At 72.3% G+C, this 18,372-nt stretch carries 12 protein-coding genes; 2 read left to right on the top strand and 10 right to left on the bottom strand.

Features of this window, described 5'->3' with window-relative positions; translation table 11 throughout:
* The first annotated feature begins 329 nt into the window (after nucleotides 1–329).
* Nucleotides 330–1,382 carry an aldo/keto reductase gene (locus QIT00_RS32595; RefSeq protein ID WP_282539070.1) on the top strand — a complete coding sequence of 351 codons (1,053 nt, stop codon included), beginning with the start codon at nucleotides 330–332 and terminating at the stop codon, nucleotides 1,380–1,382.
* 155 nt (nucleotides 1,383–1,537) lie between these two features.
* Entirely contained in the window at nucleotides 1,538–2,728 is a 1,191-nt protein-coding gene (locus tag QIT00_RS32590) for a PQQ-dependent sugar dehydrogenase (protein WP_282539069.1), read from the top strand.
* A 171-nt stretch (nucleotides 2,729–2,899) separates the two neighbouring features.
* Here the strand turns inward: QIT00_RS32590 and QIT00_RS32585 are convergent, their stop codons facing one another.
* The 10 genes from QIT00_RS32585 to QIT00_RS32540 form a co-directional block, all read right to left on the bottom strand.
* Nucleotides 2,900–6,001 (bottom strand): helix-turn-helix transcriptional regulator, encoded by a 3,102-nt coding sequence (locus tag QIT00_RS32585; RefSeq protein WP_349017217.1) that lies wholly within the window; start codon nucleotides 5,999–6,001, stop codon nucleotides 2,900–2,902.
* A 104-nt stretch (nucleotides 6,002–6,105) separates the two neighbouring features.
* The gene (locus QIT00_RS32580; protein ID WP_282539067.1) at nucleotides 6,106–6,303 is read right to left on the bottom strand and encodes a hypothetical protein; all 198 of its coding nucleotides are present in this window, start codon (nucleotides 6,301–6,303) and stop codon (nucleotides 6,106–6,108) included.
* Nucleotides 6,304–6,491: 188 nt separating this feature from the next.
* Nucleotides 6,492–7,253 carry a hypothetical protein gene (locus QIT00_RS32575; RefSeq protein WP_282539066.1) on the bottom strand — a complete coding sequence of 254 codons (762 nt, stop codon included), beginning with the start codon at nucleotides 7,251–7,253 and terminating at the stop codon, nucleotides 6,492–6,494.
* 60 nt (nucleotides 7,254–7,313) lie between these two features.
* Complete coding sequence (locus QIT00_RS32570; RefSeq protein ID WP_282539065.1) at nucleotides 7,314–9,695, bottom strand: MMPL family transporter; 2,382 nt, start codon at nucleotides 9,693–9,695, stop codon at nucleotides 7,314–7,316.
* A gap of 253 nt (nucleotides 9,696–9,948) precedes the next feature.
* A complete protein-coding gene (locus tag QIT00_RS32565) occupies nucleotides 9,949–12,048 on the bottom strand; it encodes a phosphocholine-specific phospholipase C (RefSeq protein WP_282539064.1) in 2,100 nt (699 codons plus the stop codon).
* A 205-nt stretch (nucleotides 12,049–12,253) separates the two neighbouring features.
* Complete coding sequence (gatB, locus tag QIT00_RS32560) at nucleotides 12,254–13,765, bottom strand: Asp-tRNA(Asn)/Glu-tRNA(Gln) amidotransferase subunit GatB (RefSeq protein WP_282539063.1); 1,512 nt, start codon at nucleotides 13,763–13,765, stop codon at nucleotides 12,254–12,256.
* 16 nt (nucleotides 13,766–13,781) lie between these two features.
* Nucleotides 13,782–14,015 (bottom strand): hypothetical protein, encoded by a 234-nt coding sequence (locus QIT00_RS32555; RefSeq protein WP_282539091.1) that lies wholly within the window; start codon nucleotides 14,013–14,015, stop codon nucleotides 13,782–13,784.
* A 5-nt stretch (nucleotides 14,016–14,020) separates the two neighbouring features.
* Nucleotides 14,021–15,514: an Asp-tRNA(Asn)/Glu-tRNA(Gln) amidotransferase subunit GatA gene (gene gatA, locus QIT00_RS32550; protein ID WP_282539062.1), complete on the bottom strand. Its 1,494-nt coding sequence runs from the start codon at nucleotides 15,512–15,514 to the stop codon at nucleotides 14,021–14,023.
* A 6-nt stretch (nucleotides 15,515–15,520) separates the two neighbouring features.
* Nucleotides 15,521–15,817, bottom strand: a complete 297-nt coding sequence (gene gatC, locus QIT00_RS32545) for an Asp-tRNA(Asn)/Glu-tRNA(Gln) amidotransferase subunit GatC (protein WP_282511819.1) — start codon at nucleotides 15,815–15,817, stop codon at nucleotides 15,521–15,523.
* Between the two features lie 248 nt (nucleotides 15,818–16,065).
* The gene (locus QIT00_RS32540) at nucleotides 16,066–18,243 is read right to left on the bottom strand and encodes a putative bifunctional diguanylate cyclase/phosphodiesterase (RefSeq protein ID WP_408909897.1); all 2,178 of its coding nucleotides are present in this window, start codon (nucleotides 18,241–18,243) and stop codon (nucleotides 16,066–16,068) included.
* Between the last annotated feature and the right edge of the window lie 129 nt (nucleotides 18,244–18,372).

Here is an 18,372-nt window from a genome sequence, read left to right as displayed (position 1 = left end):
GGGTCAGGGGCTGGGCGCACGCGCGCGTGGTGACGGTTTCAGGGCGGGCGCACGCGCGCGTGGTGGCGGCTTTGAGACTGGGCGCACGCGCGCGTGGTGGCGGTTTCAGGACGGGCGCACGCGCGCGTGGTGGCGGCTTTGAGGCTAGGCGCACGCGCGCGTGGTGGCGGTTTCGGGACGGGTCGCACGCGCGCGTGGTGGCGGCTTTGAGGCTGGGCGCACGCGCGCGTGGTGGCGGTTTCGGGTGGTCGGGGGCGGGCTGAGCGCGGTGCCCGGGGGCGCAGACGTTAGTTTGGGGCGCGGTTCGTATCGTGGGGAGGAACGGGCAGGTGGAGCGCAGGACGATCGGCGCGGGGGCGCTCGATGTGGGCGCGGTCGGCCTCGGCTGCATGCCGATGAGCTGGGCCTACACCGGCTCGCAGCAACGCGGGGGCGAGTCCCTGCGTACGGTGCACGCCGCCCTCGACGCCGGTGTGAGACTCCTCGACACGGCGGACATGTACGGGCCGTTCACCAACGAGCTGCTCGTCGGCCGGGTGTTGAAGGAGCGCCGCGCGGACGCGTTCGTATCGACCAAGTGCGGGCTGCTCGTGGGGGAGCAGCACATCGTGGCCAACGGGCGGCCCGGCTATGTGAAGCGGGCCTGCGACGCCTCGCTGCGCCGGCTGCAGACCGATGTGATCGACCTCTACCAGCTGCACCGCGCCGACCCCGAGGTGCCGATCGAGGAGACCTGGGGCGCGATGGCGGAGCTCGTCACCGCGGGCAAGGTGCGCACGCTCGGGCTGTGCGCCGTGGGCGCGCGGGCGCAACGAAGCGCGCAGCGGAGCACGCCCGCAGCCGGGCCGCGCAGGGGCGCGCGAGGGCGCGGGCCCGGAGCGGCGCTGTACGAAGGAACGATCCGGCAGCTGGCGCGGATCCAGCAGGTCTTCCCGGTCAGCGCCGTCCAGGCGGAGCTGTCGGTGTGGTCGCCGGAGGCCTTGGAGACACTGCTGCCGTGGTGCGAGGCGCGCGGGGTCGCGCTGCTCGCGGCGATGCCGCTCGGCAACGGCTTCCTGACCGGCACGCTGACGCCGGGGCAGGGCTTCGAGCCGGACGATCTGCGGGCCCGGCACCCCCGGTTCACGGCCGAGACGATGGCGTCGAACCAGTCGATCGTGGTGGGCCTGCGCCGTGTCGCCGAGCGCCACGGCCCGGAGGTCACCCCGGCCCAGGTGGCGCTCGCCTGGCTGCTCACCCGGGGTCCGCACGTGCTGCCGGTGCCGGGCACGAAGCGCGCGCGGTGGGCGGTGGAGAACGCGGCGGCCGCCGAGCTCGGGCTGACGCACCGCGACCTGACGGAGCTGGCGGCGCTGCCGCTGGCGGAGGACTCCTGGGAGTAGCCCCGGGAGGGCTCCTGGGAGTAGGTGCGGCTGCGGAGCGAGGTGCACCGGTCGCCGTACGTGATTCCTGTTGCGGGGGACTTCCGCGGCTGCTGCGGTGTAGGAACAGGTGAACATGAACAGGTGAGGATGAACACGCTGTCCGCGTCGAAGGGATGCCTGTCGTGCAACGACCAGCTGTGGCGGCCGCGTTGGCCCTGTCCGCCCTGCTCCTGACCGGGTGTTCCGGCGGCGGGGACGGCACCGGCGACGGACCGGCGGATGAGCGGAGCGGCGCGGCGAGCCCCGGCGGCAAGGCCTCGACCTCGGACCGCGCCACCGCCGGCTCCGTACCGCCCGACAAGGGCGAGGTGAAGGTGGTGGGCACGCTCACCGAGAACCTGAAGTCGCCGTGGGGCCTCGCGGCGCTGCCGGGCGGCGACCTGCTGGTGTCCTCGCGGGACGAGGGCACGATCACGCGGATCGACGGCAAGAGCGGCAAGAAGACCGAGCTCGGCTCCGTACCGGGCGTCGCCCCTGGCGGCGAGGGCGGCCTGATGGGCCTGGCGATCTCCCCCGACTACGCCTCGGACCACATGGTGTACGCCTACTTCACCACCGCGTCCGACAACCGCATCGCCCGCATGCTGTACGACGAGAAGAAGCCCCCGGGCGAGCAGCTCGGCGCCCCCGACACGGTGCTGCGGGGCATCCCGAAGGGCACGATCCACAACGGCGGCCGGATCGCGTTCGGCCCGGACAAGATGCTGTACGCGGGCACCGGCGAGACCGGGGACACCGGCCTCGCGCAGGACAAGGACTCGCTCGGCGGCAAGATCCTGCGGATGACACCGGACGGTCGGCCCGCGCCGGGCAACCCCGAGTCCGACTCACTCGTGTACTCGTACGGCCACCGCAATGTGCAGGGCCTCGCCTGGGACGGGAAACAGCGGCTGTGGGCGGCCGAGTTCGGGCAGAACACCTGGGACGAGCTGAACCTGATCAAGCCGGACGGGAACTACGGCTGGCCCGAGGTCGAGGGCAAGGGCGAGGGCGGCGGGGGGGATTCCGAGTATGTGAATCCGGTCGCCCAGTGGAGGACGGACGAGGCCTCCCCCAGCGGCATCGCCTGGGCCGAGGGCTCGATCTGGATGGCGGGCCTGCGCGGCGAACGGCTCTGGCGCATCCCGCTGGACGGCACGAAGGCCTCGGCGGATCCGCAGGCGTTCCTGACGGAGAAGTACGGGCGGCTGCGCACCGTCGTCGCGGAGAGCGGCGCCAAGCTGTGGCTGCTGACCAGCGAGACGGACACCCGAGGCGAGCCGGAGGAGGGCGACGACCGGGTGCTGCGGCTTGAGGTGAAGTAGCCCTGCCGGACGGCTGGATCTTGCCGGAGGGGCTGGTTCTTCAGGGGCGCGGGGAACTGCGCGACCAGCCACGACGGCGCCGCAGCCGAACGACGGACCCGGGGCCGGGGGCGGAGCCCCGAGGGCCGTCCGCTGAGGACTTTCGGGAAGGGGCGGGGAGGGGAAAACGCCTCAGGCCCCCGGCGGAAACAACCGCAACCGATGCGCCAGCGCCGCCGCCTCACCCCGCGCCGAGACGCCCAACTTGGCCAGGATGTTGGAGACATGGACGCTGGCCGTCTTCGGCGAGATGAACAGCTCCTCGGCGATCAGCCGGTTGCTGCGGCCGAGCGCGACCAGACGCAGCACATCCCGCTCGCGGCTCGTCAGGCCCAGCTCACCGGCCGGGTCGGCGGGCCCCGCGCCGCCCGGGGCTCCCGCCCGTCCGCCCGGGTCCGGCTCGGTGAGCGGTATCCGGGCACGCTGGGCGAGCAGGGCGACGTCCTCGGCGAGGGGGCGGGCGGCCAGGTCCTCGGCGGTGGCGCGGGCCTGGCGCAGGAGTTCCGCCGCGTGCGTCCGGGCGGTGTCGTCGGGGCGGGCGGCGAGCAGGGCCTCGGCCGCGCGGTGCCGCACCTGCGCGAGGTCGAACGGCCGGTCCAGGACCTCGAAGGCGGCCAGGACCTCCGCCCAGTGCTCGGGGGTGTCCGCGTTCTCGGCACGGGCCAGTTCGGCCCTGACCCACTGGTCGTGCGCGCACCACACCGGCACCGGCGTCGCCAGGGACTTGCGGACCGTACGCAGCGTCTCCAGGGCCTCGGCCCGGCCGGGCTCGGCGGCGGGCAGGCCGCGGGCGTCGGCCTCGGCGGTGGTGGCGGTGAGCACGAGCGGCCAGCCGTACCGCTGTGTGCCGGGCGGGAGTCCCCTGGCCGCGAGCTCACGGAGTCCGGCGCGGAGGTCGAGGATGCGGCCCTCGCGGGCGGCGATGCCCAACTCGATGGTGAGCAGCGGGAGTTCGTACTGCGGCTGCGGGTCGTACGTGCCGTACTGCTCGTGGGCGGCGGCGAGTTGACGGCCCGCGGTGGCGAGGTCCCCTCGGTACAGGGCGAGGCGGGCGACGCGTTCGGCGGCCGAGCCGCGCGGTTTGGCACTGAGGGCGCTGCGACGCGCCTGCTCTACGGCGGTCAGGGCCTCCTCCCACCCGCCCAGGGAGATCTGCGACTCGGCGAGGTTGGCCCAGACCCAGCCCTCGGTGTCGAGGAGACCGAACTCGCGGCAGAAGGCGATCCCCTCGGTCGCGGTGCGCACGGCGTCGGCAGAGCGGCCGACGCCCTCCAGGGCGGATGGCAGGTTGATGTGCACCCGGGCCAGGTCGGCGATCATTCCGCGCTCGACGGCCTGCTGCCTGACCTCGTACATCTCCGCCAGGCCCGGTTCCACCGAGCCCGCCTCGACGAGGAGTCCCGCGCGGGTGAGCCGGGCGTTCAGCTCGATGTCCTCGGCGGCCACCATGTGCGCGTACTGCACGGCCCGCTCGGCGGCCGCGATGGCCTCCGGGCCCGGTTCGTGCAGCGAGTGCCAGGAGGCGAGGTGGGTGAGGACGTCGGCGTGCACGACGGAGGGTGGCAGTCCGCGCATCAGGTCCTCGGCGTGGGCGAGTTCCTCCCGGCCGTCGCCGCGGCCGAGCGTGGAGACCAGGCGGGAACGCTGGGTCCAGAACCAGGCGCTGCGCAGTGCCTCGCCGTCGTCGCCGAGCAGCCGCAGGGCGCGCTTGGTGATCTTCAGGGCGGTCTCGCGCTCGCCGCACAGCCGCCCGGCCACGACCGCCTCGGCCAGGAGGTCCAGGTAGCGCAACGGCCCGCTCGCACCGTCGGACTCCGCCTCCGGGGCGGCGGCGTGGCCGTCCCGCGGGGACAGCGGTGGGCGGAAGCCTTCCGTGAACTCGGAGGGGCGCAGGCGGGCGTGGACCTCGTCGGGCACGTCCTCCCAGAGCTCCATCGCCCGTTCCAGGAGCCGGAGTTGCTCGGCGTAGGCATGCCGGCGGCGGGCCTCGACCGAGGCGTGCAGCACGGCGGGCAGGGCCTTGGCCGCGTCATGGGCCGCGTACCAGTAGCTGGCCAGGCGGGTGGCGCGCTCCCCCGCGCGGACCAGTCCGGGGTCGGCCTCCAGCGCCTCTGCGTACCGGCGGTTGAGGCGGGAGCGCTCGCCGGGCAGCAGGTCGTCGCTGACGGCCTCGCGGACCAGGGAGTGCCGGAAGCGGTAACCGCCGCCGTCGGCCGAGGCGAGCAGCAGGTTCGCGCCGACTGCGGCGCGGAGCGCTTCGAGGAGGTCGTCCTCGGCTAGCCGGGCGACCTCGGCCAGGAGTTCGTACTCGACCGTGGAGCCGCCCTCCGCGACGGTCCGCGTGATCCGCTGGGCCTGCTCGGGCAGTGCCTCCACGCGGACGAGCAGCAGGTCCCGCAGGGAGTCGGGGAGCGTGCCGGGGCCGTCCTCGTCGCGCGCGCAGACCAGCTCCTCGACGAAGAACGCGTTGCCGTCGGACCGCTCGAAGACCATGTCGACCAGCGCCTCGTCCGGCTCGGAGGCGAGCATTCCGGTGACTTGGCGGCGGACCTCGGCGCGGGTGAAGCGGGGCAGTTCGATCCGCTTGACGGTACGCAGCCGGTCCAGCTCGGCGAGGAGCGGGCGCAGCGGGTGGCGGCGGTGGACGTCGTCCGCGCGGTACGTGGCGATCACGACGAGGCGGCCGCCGCGGAGCGCACGGAACAGGTACGCGAGGAGGTGGCGGGTGGAGGCGTCGGCCCAGTGCAGGTCCTCCACGCCCAGGACGACCGTGCGCTCCGCGGCGATCCGCTCCAGGAGCCGCACCGTCAGCTCGAAGAGGCGGGCCATCGCCTCTTCGTCGTGCCGGCTGCCGCGCGGCGGGGCGCTGCCCGGCTCGCCCAGCTCGGGCAGGAGCCGGGCCAGCTCCTCCTCGCGGCCCGCGGCGGCCGCCGCGACCTCGTCCGGCAGCAGGCCGCGCAGGGCGCGCAGCGCCGTCGAGAACGGGGCGAACGGCAGCCCGTCCGCGCCGATCTCCACACAGCCGCCGACCGCGACGACGGCGCCCGCGCGCCGCGCCTCGGCGCCGAACTCCTCGACGAGCCGGGTCTTTCCGACCCCGGCCTCGCCCGCGAGCAGCAGCGACTGCGGCTCGCCCGCGGCGGCACGCGCAAGCGCGGCACGCAGCACGGCGAACTCACCGGTGCGCCCGACGAACACGGGGCTCAAGGACCTGATCTCCACGTCTGCGAGCATGGCACAGGGGTCTGACAACGCCCCGTCGACCACTGACCCCCGCATTCCGCTTACGAGTTGGGCCCGCGCCGCCACCGGCAGGGCAGCGGCACTCCGCCCGCCCGTCACGCGGCGCGCGTGAAGCGGAACCTGCGGGACGGCTCGTTCACCCGCCCCTCCGGATCACGGGACCCGGAACGGCGGCCCGACCGCCGGGACCCGCCCTCGCGCGCGGCCGCGCGCGCCTCGGCCACCAGGCGGTGCGTCTCGGCCTCGGCGATCAGCTCGTCGCTGCGCATCCGCTGCATCTCGTACTCGTACACGGCGTCCTCCGAAGGTCGACTCCACGGCACCTGCCGGAACGGCCCGGTGCGGTGACCCCACCTTCGCCGCCCAGGTGGGCCGACTACATCGGGAGTTCGCCGCATCTACGACATGCCAAGGGCCTCAGACCACGTAAGGAGGGGACTTACGCCGGTCCGAGGCCCTGGTCCGAAGGGCGTCCCACGGCTCAGGACGCGGAGGGAAGTCCGAGGATCAGATCCGTGTACTTGGCGACGGCGAGCAGTAGGCCGATCGCGCCGAGGCCGACCCCGGCCCAGGCCACCGACTTGATCCACGGCGCCTGGACCCGGCCGGGCGTGCCGAAGGCCGGACGGGCGAGCACCACGGCGCCGACGACCACCGCGAGCAGCGCGAACGCGCCGCCGATCAGCGCGGTGAGGTGCCACTGGTCGCCGTAGAGCGCCTGGATCTGCTGGGCGACGTCGGCGGTCTGGGCGGTCTCCAGCTGGCCGACGAGGTTGGAGCGGGCGGCGGCCACGGTGCCGACCCAGCTGCCGGTCAGGGACACGACACCGAGCCCGGCGGCGATCACGGCCGCGGCGCCCTGTCCGACGCCGTGGGACTTGTCCCGCGATACGGCCTCGGGCTCGCTGTCGGAGCCCTCGGAGCCCTCGGAGCCCTCGCTGCCCTCGAAGTCGTCGGCGTCACCGTCGGACACCGGGTCGGCCTCGGCATCGGCGGCGATACCGGAATCGGTAGCGGAATCGGTAGCGGGATCGGTAGCGGAATCCGCCGCTGCCTTCTCAGGGGCAGCCTGCTTCTCCTCGCCCGCCTCGGCGGCGCCCGCGGCACCGGCCTCGTCAGGCTCGATAGCGATCTCGGCGTTCTCCGTGGCCTCCGCGGTCTCGGTGGTCGCGGTGGTCGCGGCGTTCTCGGACTCGGCGGCGGCCTTCGTGCCGCCCCGTGCGGTCTTCGTCTCTGTGCTCATCTCGCGCACGCTAGGTGTCGCGTCTGAGAGCTTTCTTAACGCGCAGGGGCCGTAATCCGGTCAGCGGCGCTCACCGGACAGCAGGTCCTGGTCGCGGTCCTCGTCGTCGCCCTGATCCGTGTCCGCGCCCGCTTCCACCTCCGGCCGCTGAGCCGGTATGGCCGCCACAGCACCGGATTCCGGCGGCTCGATGCTGATGCGCGGGAGCCAGCGGTCGACTCGGCGCGGCAGCCACCAGTTGGCGCCGCCGAGCATGTGCATGAGGGCCGGTACGAGCAGGGTGCGCAGCACGAACGCGTCGAGCGCGACGGCCGCCGCGAGGGCGATGCCGAACATCGCGATGACCCGGTCGCCGCTGAGCACGAAGGCGAGAAAGACCGAAATCATGATCACGGCGGCGGAGTTGATCACCCGGCTTGTCTCGGCGAGCCCGACCCGCACCGCGCGGCGGTTGTCGCCGGTCTCCAGCCACTCCTCGTACATCCGGCTGACCAGGAACACCTGGTAGTCCATGGAGAGACCGAAGAGCACGGAGACCATGATCACCGGGAGGAAGGGCTCGATCGGCCCGGCCCGGCCGAGGCCGAGGAGTTCACTGCCCCAGCCCCACTGGAAGATCGCGACGACGACACCGAAGGCGGCGGCGACGGCGGCCACGTTCATCGCGGCGGCCTTCAGCGGGATGCCGACGGACCGGAACGCGAGCAGGAGCAGCAGGCAGCCGAGCCCGATCACCACGCCCACGAAGAGCGGCAGTTTGCCGACGATGACATCGGCGAAGTCGTCGTAGCCCGCGGTGACCCCGCCCACGTGCACGTCGAGCGCGGAGCCCGACTCGGCGCGCGCCTCGGGCAGCACCTCGCCGCGGAGCCGGTCGACGAGGTCGCTGGTGGCCTCGGACTGCGGGGCGGAGTCCGGCACGACGGTGAGGAAGCCGATCCGGCCGTGTTCGTCGTACGTCACCGGGGTGACCGTCGCGACGCCCTCAGTGTCGCGCAGGGTGGTCGGGAGCTGGTCGAGGGCGACCTTGTCCTCGGCGTCGTGTATCTCCGCGACCAGAGTGAGCGGGCCGTTCACACCGGGCCCGAAACCGGAACCACCAGAGCCGGACCCCTCAGAGCCCGAACCCCCAGAGCCCGAACCCCCAGAACCGGAAGCCGCAGAACCGGAAGCCCCGGAACCGGTCCCCCCGGAACCGGCACCGCTGTCCCCCGCGAGCAGGTCGTACGCCTGCCGGGTGGTCGAGGACACCGGATTGTTGCCCTGGTCGGAGGTGCCGAGGCGCAGGGAGAGCGTGGGCAGGGCGAGGACGGCGATCACGACGAGCGCGAGGGCGCCGAGCAGCTTCGGGTGCTTCTCCACGAACGCGGACCAGCGGGCCGCGAGCCCGGTCGGCAGTTCGGGCTGCGGCCCGTGCTCGGCGAGGGCGCGGCGCTCACGGCGGGACAACGCGCGCGTGCCGATGAAGGAGAGCAGCGCGGGCAGCAGCGTCACGGACGCGGCCACGGTCAGGACGACGGTGAGGGACGCGGCGATCGCGACGCCGTTGAGGAAGCTGAGGCGCAGGATGAGCATGCCGAGCAGGGCGATGCACACGGTGGCGCCCGCGAAGGCGACGGCGCGCCCGGTGGTGGCGACGGCGTTCTGCGCGGCCTCGGCGACGGACAGGCCGCGTTTGAGGCCGCGGCGGTGCCTGGTCACGATGAACAGGGCGTAGTCGATGCCGACGCCTAGCCCGATGAGCAGGCCCAGCATGGGCGCGAAGTCGGCGACCGTCATGACATGGCCGAGCAGCACGGTGCCCGCGTACGCGGTGCCGACGCTGACCAGGGCGGTCGCTATCGGCAGCAGGCTCGCGGCGAGCGATCCGAACGCGATGAGCAGGACGACCGCGGCGACGGCCACGCCCACGGCCTCCGCGAGGTGTCCGCCGGGCGCCTCGGTGAGGCCGACGGCGCTGCCGCCGAGCGCCACGGTCAGGTCATCGGAATCCGCCGCACGCGCGGTGTCGACGACGGCCTTCGCCTGTGCGGGTGCGATGTCGTGGACGGGCCCGTCGAAGGTGACGGTGGCGTACGCGGTGTGCCCGTCGCGGCTGATCTGCCCGGCGCCTTCGGCGTGGTACGGGCTGACGACGGAGGCGACCCCGGGCAGTCGGGCGATCTCGTCGAGGGTCCGGGTCATCGTCTGCTGGACGCCGGCCGCGTCCACGGTGCCGGTGTCGGTGTGCCAGACGACGGTGTTGCTGTCGCCCGCCAAGTGGGGGAAGCCGGACTCCAGGAGCTCGGTCGCGCGGCCCGATTCGGTGCCGGGGACGTCGTAGTTGTTGGAGTACGCGGTTCCGGCGAGGGTCGCGGCGGCGCCGACGCCGAGGAGAGCGAGAAGCCAGAGCAGGACGGCTACGAGACGGTGCTTGATGCACCACCGAGCGAGTGCTGCCACTGAGCTGCTCCCTGGATGTCTGATGGATCTTCATCGGGAACATGACCCGCAAAGAACACTTACCCGATACATATCCGATATCGGGCTTTACATCGAGCACTCTGACAGCAAGCGGTGATCCTTTGCCCCTTTCGTGGTCATCCTCACAGGGGTCGGCACGGCTTCGGTACGGAGGTCCCGGACCCGTGGGGCCGAAGGAATCGGGCCTGGGGGAAGAGGGCCCGGAACCATCCGCAGGGAGCCGCCGTCGAGGTCAGCCGGACACGCTGTCTCGGCCGTTCTCGATGTGCCCCATCAGCCGCCGCCGGAACGGTTCGTCACCCGCGGCCACGATCTCCAGGTCGTACCAGCCGTGCGCCTCGGCCGTCTCGTACGCGACGCTGCGGCTCCTGCCCGGCCGCACGCGGACGGTGCGCGGCGCCACGTCGGCGTACGCGAGCGGCCGCACCGTGAAGGTCAGGTCGCCGCTGCCGGTGTTGCGCAGCGTGAGGCGGACGGCACGCGCGCGTGCGTCGATCTCCGTGCTCACGGCGGCGGTTCCGTCGGCGCTCCCCGTGAACTCCCTGCGGAACCCGTTGGGCCCGGTCACGGTGAAGTCGTACGCACCCTCGGTAAGGGGCACGCGCAATGGTGCGGCGCCCCTTACATCGACGTGCTGCGGCACCTCGTACTCACCGGCGTACGGATAGAGCGCGAAGTGCGCGCTTGAGCGGCCGGTGTTCGTCAGGCGCAGCTCGACCTGCTTGCCGTCGCGGCTCACCCGGCCGTGCGCGTCCGGCTGGTACGGCAGCGCGCGGGCGGGGCGGCGGCCCGGCTCCTGCTCGGGCATCCGCTGGTCCGCGGGCGGCTGCGGGCGCCAGCGGCCGGAAAACGGCGGTACGGGTCCCGGCTGCTCGACCTCCGGCTGCGGTCGGCCGCGCCTGAAGTCGAAGGCGCCGGTCAGATCGCCGGTGACCTTTCGCCGCCAGGCACCGATGTTGGGCTCCTCGATGCCCGTCCACCGCTCCAGGAAGCGGATCACAGAGGTGTGGTCGAAGACCTCGGAGGAGACATGGCCGCCGACCGTCCACGGCGACACCACCAGCATCGGCACCCGTATCCCGAGCCCGGTGGGCTGCCCCTGCCAGTGCTCCTCGGTCACGTCGGCGGGCGGCACGGGCGGCGGCACATGGTCGAAGAAGCCGTCGTTCTCGTCGTAGTTGATGAACACGGCGGTGTGCCGCCACACCTCGGGGTGCGAGGCGAGGGCGTCGAGGACCTTGTAGACGAGGGTCGCGCTGTGGATCGGCGAGGACGAGCCGGGGTGCTCGGAGTCCTGCGCGGACGGCACCAGGTAGGACACCTCGGGGAGCTTGCCCGCCGCGATGTCGCGGCGGAACTCGTCGGCGAGCGTACCGGTCGGAACCCGGCGCAGGGCGCGCTCGAACAGCGAACGCTCCTTCGCGTCAAGGGACTTCACGCCCTCCTCCAGGACCGCGAGCAGCTTCTCCCGCTCGGCGTCACTCGCCGCTTCACGGACCTTCGCGTAGAAGGACTCCATGTAGGTGTGCTCGGTCTCGGCGAGGACCTTGCGGGCGATGGCCTTGAAGGTGGTGAAGAACTCGATCTGGTTGTCGGTGAAGTTCTCCCACTCGGTGTACGTGCGCCAGCTGCGCCCCGCCTTCTCAAGGCGCTCGGCGTACGTGCCCCAGTCGTAGCCGGGGTGCGTGCCCTCCGCGTAGGCGTCGTTGCCGACGGCGCGGTCGCCGTTCGCCTCGTTCCCGGTCCTGCCGCTCCACAGGTGGTTGCGGTTGGGGCTGGTGGAGGTGTGGATCGAGGAGTGGTAGGCGTCGCAGAGGGTGAAGGTGTCCGCGAGCTCGTAGTGCAGCGGGATGTCCTCGCGCGTGTAGTACGCCATCGTGGCCGCCGACTTGGCGGTGATCCAGTTGTCCATCCAGCCCTTGTTCCAGGCCTTCGCGCCTCCGGACCAGGAGTGGTCGAGGTCGCCGATGTACTGCGGGTTCTTCTGCTGCGCCTCGGCGGCCGCCCACACCGGGAAGGGCAGCACGGTCCGGCCGAGCGGCGCGGGCTGCTCGAACACCGGCTTCCCTCCGGGCAGTTGGACGGCGTTGCGGTCACCGAAGCCGCGTACGCCGCGCAGCGTGCCGAAGTAGTGGTCGAAGGACCGGTTCTCCTGCATGAGGATCACCACGTGCTTGACGGCCTTCAGGCCTCCGGCGGGCGGCTCGGCGGCCAGTGCGGCCTGCAGCGAGGGCGGAAGCAGCGAGCCCGCCGTGGCGGCACCGAGCGCGCCGCCGCCGAGCGCGAGCAGCCGCCGCCGCGAAAGCCCCGTGCCTGAAGTGTCCGTGGTCAACTGATCCTCCCGAGTCCGGTCCGACGCTCGGGAAGGTATGCAGCCCGGGTGGATCAGGGAAGACGTACGGCCGACTCGGCGGTGAACGGTCCAAGCACCGGGGCCCGTTGTCCAAGCACCGGGGCCCGTTGTCCAAACCCGCCGCCCACGCCAAGGGCGGGACCGGAAGTTCCGGTCCCGCCCCTGTGCGCGTACGAAATCGGGGTCAGCCCTCGACGCCCAGCTTCTCCAGGATCAGCTCCTTGACGCGGGCCGCGTCGGCCTGGCCGCGGGTGGCCTTCATGACCGCGCCGACCAGGGCACCGGCCGCGGCCACCTTGCCGCCGCGGATCTTGTCCGCGATGGCCTGGTTTCCGGCGATGGCCTCCTCGACGGCTGCGGTCAGCGCGCCCTCGTCGGAGACGACCTTCAGGCCGCGCTTCTCGACCACCTTGTCCGGGTCGCCCTCGCCCGCGAGCACGCCCTCGATGACCTGGCGGGCCAGCTTGTCGTTGAGGTCACCGGCCGCGACGAGCTCGGCGACCCGGGCGACCTGAACCGGGGTGATCGGCATCTCGTCGAGCGCCTTGCCCTGCTCGTTGGCGTGCCGGGCCAGCTCGCCCATCCACCACTTGCGGGCCTGGTCGGCCGGGGCGCCCGCGTCGATCGTGGCGACGATCGGGTCGACCGCACCGGCGTTGAGCATCGACTGCATGTCGTGCTCGGTGACGCCCCACTGCTCGCGCAGCCGGTTGCGGCGCACGCGCGGCATCTCGGGCAGGCCCGCCCGCAGTTCCTCGACCCACTCGCGGGCCGGGGCGACGGGGACGAGGTCGGGCTCCGGGAAGTACCGGTAGTCCTCGGCGTTGTCCTTGATGCGGCCCGAGGTGGTCGAGCCGTCGTCCTCGTGGAAGTGCCGGGTCTCCTGCACGATCGTGCCGCCGGAGGAGAGCACCGCCGCGTGCCGCTGGATCTCGAAGCGCGCCGCCCGCTCCACGGAGCGCAGCGAGTTGACGTTCTTCGTCTCGGAGCGGGTGCCGAACTCCTCGGTGCCGTTCGGCCGCAGCGAGAGGTTCACGTCGCAGCGCATCTGGCCCTTGTCCATGCGCGCCTCGGAGACGTCCAGGGACCTGATGACCTCGCGCAGCTCCGCGACGTACGCCTTGGCGACCTCGGGGGCCCGCTCGCCCGCGCCCTCGATGGGCTTGGTGACGATCTCGATGAGCGGGATGCCCGCGCGGTTGTAGTCGAGCAGGGAGTGGGACGCGCCGTGGATCCGGCCGGTGGCGCCGCCGACGTGCGTCGACTTGCCGGTGTCCTCCTCCATGTGGGCGCGCTCGATCTCCACGCGGAAGACCTCGCCGTCCTCCAGCTGGACGTCCAGGTAGCCGTTGAAGGCGATCGGCTCGTCGTACTGCGAGGTCTGGAAGTTCTTCGGCATGTCCGGATAGAAGTAGTTCTTCCGGGCGAAGCGGCACCACTCGGCGATCTCGCAGTTGAGGGCGAGGCCGATCTTGATGGCGGACTCGACGCCGGTCGCGTTGACGACGGGCAGCGAGCCGGGCAGGCCGAGGCAGGTCGGGCAGGTCTGCGCGTTGGCGTCCGCGCCGAGCGCGGTCGAGCAGCCGCAGAACATCTTCGTCCTGGTGCCGAGTTCGACATGGACCTCAAGGCCCATGACGGGGTCGTACGACGCGAGCGCGTCCTCGTACGACACCAGGTCAGTCGTGACAGTCACGGTGAAACTTTCCCTCTCAGCCAAGGAGGACGTCGTCGTCGCCGAGCCGCTTCAGCTCGCGATAGAGGATCGCCAGGCCGGTGACGATGGCGGCGGCGGAGACCGCGGCGTCCGCGAGACGCAGCAGGTCGTTGTCCTTGCGGGCCATCTTCGCCTGCTTGGCGACGCTGACGGCGCCGAAGGCGGTGCTGGCCAGCGAGACATAGACGCCGGTCTTGGACTTCTTGAAGTTCTTGGCCTTCTTTGCCATGGCTGTCACAGCGACGGAGCCTCCTCAAGCAGCGGGTGACCCCACTTTTCCACGAAGGCGGCCTCTACGGCGGCGCCGACCTTGTACAGCCGGTCGTCCTTCATGGCGGGGGCGATGATCTGCAGTCCGACGGGCAGGCCGTCCTCCGGCGCGAGGCCGCAGGGCAGCGACATGGCGGCGTTGCCCGCCAGGTTCGTCGGCAGCGTGCACACGTCCGCGAGGTACATCGCCATCGGGTCGTCGGCGCGCTCGCCGATCGGGAAGGCGGTGGTCGGCGTGGTCGGCGAGACGATGACGTCAACCTGCTCGAAGGACTTCGCGAAGTCCTGTGTGATGAGCGTGCGGACCTTCTGCGCGGAGCCGTAGTACGCGTCGTAGTAGCCGCTCGACAGGGCGTACGTGCCGAGGATGATGCGGCGCTTGACCTCGTCGCCGAAGCCGGCCTCGCGGGTGAGCGCGGTGACGTCCTCGGCGGACTTCGTGCCGTCGTCCCCGACGCGCAGGCCGTAGCGCATGGCGTCGAAGCGGGCCAGGTTCGAGGAGCACTCGGACGGCGCGATCAGGTAGTACGCCGCGAGCGCCAGGTCGAAGGACGGGCAGTCCAGCTCGACGATCTCGGCGCCGAGCTCCTTCAGCAGCGCGACCGACTCGTCGAAGCGCTGTACGACACCGGCCTGGTAGCCCTCGCCGCGGAACTGCTTGACGACGCCGACGCGCATCCCGGCGACGGAACCGTTCCTAGCGGCCTCGACGACCGGCGGGACCGGGGCGTCGATGGAGGTGGAGTCCATCGGGTCGTGCCCGGCGATGGCCTCGTGCAGCAGCGCCGCGTCGAGGACCGTACGGGCGCAGGGGCCGCCCTGGTCGAGGGAGCTGGAGAAGGCCACCATGCCGTAGCGGGAGACGCCGCCGTAGGTCGGCTTGACGCCGACGGTGCCGGTGACGGCCGCGGGCTGGCGGATGGAGCCGCCGGTGTCCGTGCCGATGGCGAGCGGGGCCTCGTACGACGCGAGCGCGGCGCTCGAACCGCCGCCGGAGCCGCCCGGGATCCGGGTGAGGTCCCAGGGGTTGCCGGTCGGGCCGTAGGCGCTGTTCTCCGTCGACGACCCCATGGCGAACTCGTCCATGTTGGTCTTGCCGAGGACCACGACGTCGGCGGCCTTGAGCTTCTTGACCAGCGTCGCGTCGTACGGCGGGAGCCAGCCTTCGAGGATCTTCGAGCCGACCGTCGTCGGGACGCCCTCGGTGGTGAAGATGTCCTTCAGCGCGAGCGGGACGCCGGCCAGCGGGCCGAGCTTCTCGCCCGCCTCGCGCTTGGCGTCGACGGCGCGCGCCTGCGCGACCGCGCCCTCGCGGTCGATGTGCAGGAAGGCGTGCACCTTCTCGTCGACGGCGTCGATCCGGGCCAGGTGCGCCTCGGTGACCTCGACGGCGGTGAGTTCACCGGAGGCGATCCTCGCGGCGATCTCGGCGGCCGTGAGCTTGATGATGTCCGTCATGATGGGTTAGTCCTCCCCCAGGATCTGCGGCACCTTGAAACGCTGCTGCTCCTGGGCCGGGGCGCCGGAGAGCGCCTGCTCGGGGGTGAGCGACGGACGGACCTCGTCCGCGCGCATGACGTTGGTCAGCGGCAGCGGGTGGGAGGTCGGCGGTACGTCTTGGTCGGCGACCTCGGAGACGCGTGCTACCGCGCCGAGAATGTCGTCGAGCTGGCCGGCGAAGTGGTCGAGTTCTTCGTCCTTCAGCTCCAGACGCGCCAGCCGAGCGAGGTGGGCGACCTCCTCGCGCGTGATGCCAGGCATGCGGATCCTCACTGGGATGAGCGTGATGTGTCTGGCCCAATCCTATGGGGCCCGGCCCCGTGCCCGTGAAACGGTTTCGACGGCGGGGTCGAGGGACCGCGTGACACGGCCCGCGCGCGTACGCGGACGACGGCGGGAGAGGACCTGCGCGCGTACGCGGACGACGGCGGGAGAGGACCTGCGCGCGTACGCGGACGTGGCCCGCCGGGACCGCAGGACCGTTCCTTCACACGTGCCCGGAGGGCCGATTACTTCACCACGTGCCCGGAGGGCCGATCCGCTTCCTCCTGGGTGTCGGGGTCGGCCTCGGCCGACAGCTCCGCGGGGCGGCGCCAGCCACGCGAGCCGCGGGCGCGGAGCCAGGACGTGGTCTCGACGGCGGGCATCGCCGCCGCGACCAGCCAGCCCTGCACCGCGTCACAGCCGAGGTCCCGCAGCCGCTCCCACGTCTCGTCGTCCTCGACGCCCTCCGCGACGACGAGGAGGCCGAGCGAGTGGGCGAGGTCGACGGTGCAGCGGACGATCTCCGCGTCCTCGTTGTCCACGGCGAGGCGGGCCACGAACGAGCGGTCGATCTTCAACTCGCTGACGGGCAGCCGCCGCAGGTGCACGAGCGAGGAGTAGCCGGTGCCGAAGTCGTCGAGGGACATCTTCACGCCGTGCCCGGTGAGCCCGGCCAGGGTGTCCGCGGCGCGCTGCGGGTCCTCCAGGAGGACGTGTTCCGTTATCTCCAGCTGGAGCGCGCCCGCCGGGACGCCGTGCCGGGCCAGGCGGGCCGCGACGGCGCCCGCGAAGCCGGGCGTGTGGACGTCCCGCGGCGAGACGTTCACCGCGACCGGCACCTTCAGGCCCTGCTTGTGCCAGCGCGCGACCTGCGCGAGGGCGGTCTCCAGGACGTACTCCGTCAGGTGCGGCATCAGACCGGAGGACTCGGCGATCGCGATGAACTCGTCCGGCGGGACCTTGCCGCGCTCCGGGTGCACCCAGCGGACCAGCGCCTCCAGGCCGGCGACCTGGCCGTCGAAGCGGACCTTCGGCTGGTAGTGCAGCTCGACCTCGCCCGCGTCGAGCGCGCGCCGCAGGTCGCCCAACAGACCGAGGCGGTCGGGGGTGTTGGAGTCCCGCTTCGACTCGTACACCTCGACGCCGGTGCGGTCGCGCTTCGCCTGGTACATCGCGACGTCCGCCCGGCGCAGCAGGCCCTCCGCATCCAGGGCGTGGTCGGGGAAGACTGCGAGACCGGCGCTCGCCTCCAGGACGAGGGTCAGCCCGTCCAGGTCGAGCGGGGAGCTGAGCTCGGCGACCAGGCCGCGGGCGACCCGCTGCGCGCTGGTCGTGGAGTCGCAGGTCGGCAGGAGCACCGCGAACTCGTCGCCGCCGAGCCGCGCGGCCTCCGCACCGCGCGGCAGGGCGTGCCGGAGCCGGTCGGCGATCTGCAGCAGCAGCCGGTCACCGGCGAGATGGCCGAGGGTGTCGTTGACGGAACGGAACCGGTCGAGGTCGATCAGGACGAGGGCGGAGCGCGCCCCGGCCCGCTCGGCCTCGTCGAGCGCGGTCCAGGTCCGCTCCAACAGCCACTGCCGGTTGGGCAGTCCGGTGAGCGGGTCGCGCAACTGCTCCTCGGCCCGGGCCCGGGCGATCCACAGCGTGGAGTCGAGGGCGATCAGCGGGACCGCGAAGAGCGGCAGCAGGATCGGCAGGGCGGTGGCGACGACGCAGATCAGCGGGGCGATGCCGAGCAGCGCGACGCCGACGAGGGCCTGACGGACCACGGCGGTTCGGGCGACGGTCGGCAGGCCCGCGCCGTGCGGCGCGTTCATGTACCAGAGCAGCAGGCGGGTCACCAGGAGGTACGCGGCGGCGACCAGGACGATCTCCGGTGCGCTCCAGACGTTCCAGCTGTTCGGGTCCCAGGGGGTCTCGACCGAGGGGGCCTGGCCGAAGGCCGCGAGGACCAGGGCTCCGGCGCCGATGCCGATGATGTCCACGGCGCCGTGCTGCACGGCCTGCCACCAGCGGCGTCTGCGGGCGGCGCCGACCAGCACGACGACGCTGAGGCTGACCATGCCCGCGGGCACCCAGCCGTAGAGGAGGAGCACGGCAAGAGTGAGGGCGGCTCCGGAGCCGGTGCCGCCCCACCAGCGCTCGCGGCCGAGGAGGACGAGGTGGCCGACGATGACGCCGGTGAGCACGGCGAGCGACCAGCCGACGACGCCGCTGGGGAAGAGTGCGTGGTGATCGGTGAAGGCTCGGACGACCCCCGCTGCCAGGACCACCGCCGCGGTGGCCGCGACCGCGGCCGGCAGCGCGGGCAGCATCAACCGGCGCAGCCCTGACACCGGATCGGCGCTTTCGGTCGGTTTCATTCCCGTCCCTCTCACAGCCGGCGGTGCCCACGCCACGCGGCCCTCGTGTTCAGAAGTCACCGCGTCTGAAAACCCTTCTCCAGGCTCTCGTGGAGCTGGAGATACCCCATTCGGCAGCGGGGCACGGCAGGCGCACTCCTCAACAGTAGGCCGCAGAAGGCTTCTACGGGCAGCGGTCGACAACGGTTG

The sequence above is a fragment of the Streptomyces luteolus genome (assembly GCF_029968015.1).
Lineage (GTDB): Bacteria > Actinomycetota > Actinomycetes > Streptomycetales > Streptomycetaceae > Streptomyces > Streptomyces luteolus.
This window is presented reverse-complemented; position numbering and strand designations above follow the sequence as displayed.

Excerpts from the sequence above, each read along its gene's own strand:
- QIT00_RS32575 (WP_282539066.1), bottom strand. The coding sequence starts at position 7,253 with ATGAGCACAGAGACGAAGACCGCACGGGGCGGCACGAAGGCCGCCGCC.
- QIT00_RS32585 (WP_349017217.1), bottom strand. The coding sequence starts at position 6,001 with ATGCTCGCAGACGTGGAGATCAGGTCCTTGAGCCCCGTGTTCGTCGGG.
- gatC (WP_282511819.1), bottom strand. The coding sequence starts at position 15,817 with ATGCCTGGCATCACGCGCGAGGAGGTCGCCCACCTCGCTCGGCTGGCG.
- QIT00_RS32590 (WP_282539069.1), top strand. The coding sequence starts at position 1,538 with ATGCCTGTCGTGCAACGACCAGCTGTGGCGGCCGCGTTGGCCCTGTCC.
- gatA (WP_282539062.1), bottom strand. The coding sequence starts at position 15,514 with ATGACGGACATCATCAAGCTCACGGCCGCCGAGATCGCCGCGAGGATC.
- QIT00_RS32555 (WP_282539091.1), bottom strand. The coding sequence starts at position 14,015 with ATGGCAAAGAAGGCCAAGAACTTCAAGAAGTCCAAGACCGGCGTCTAT.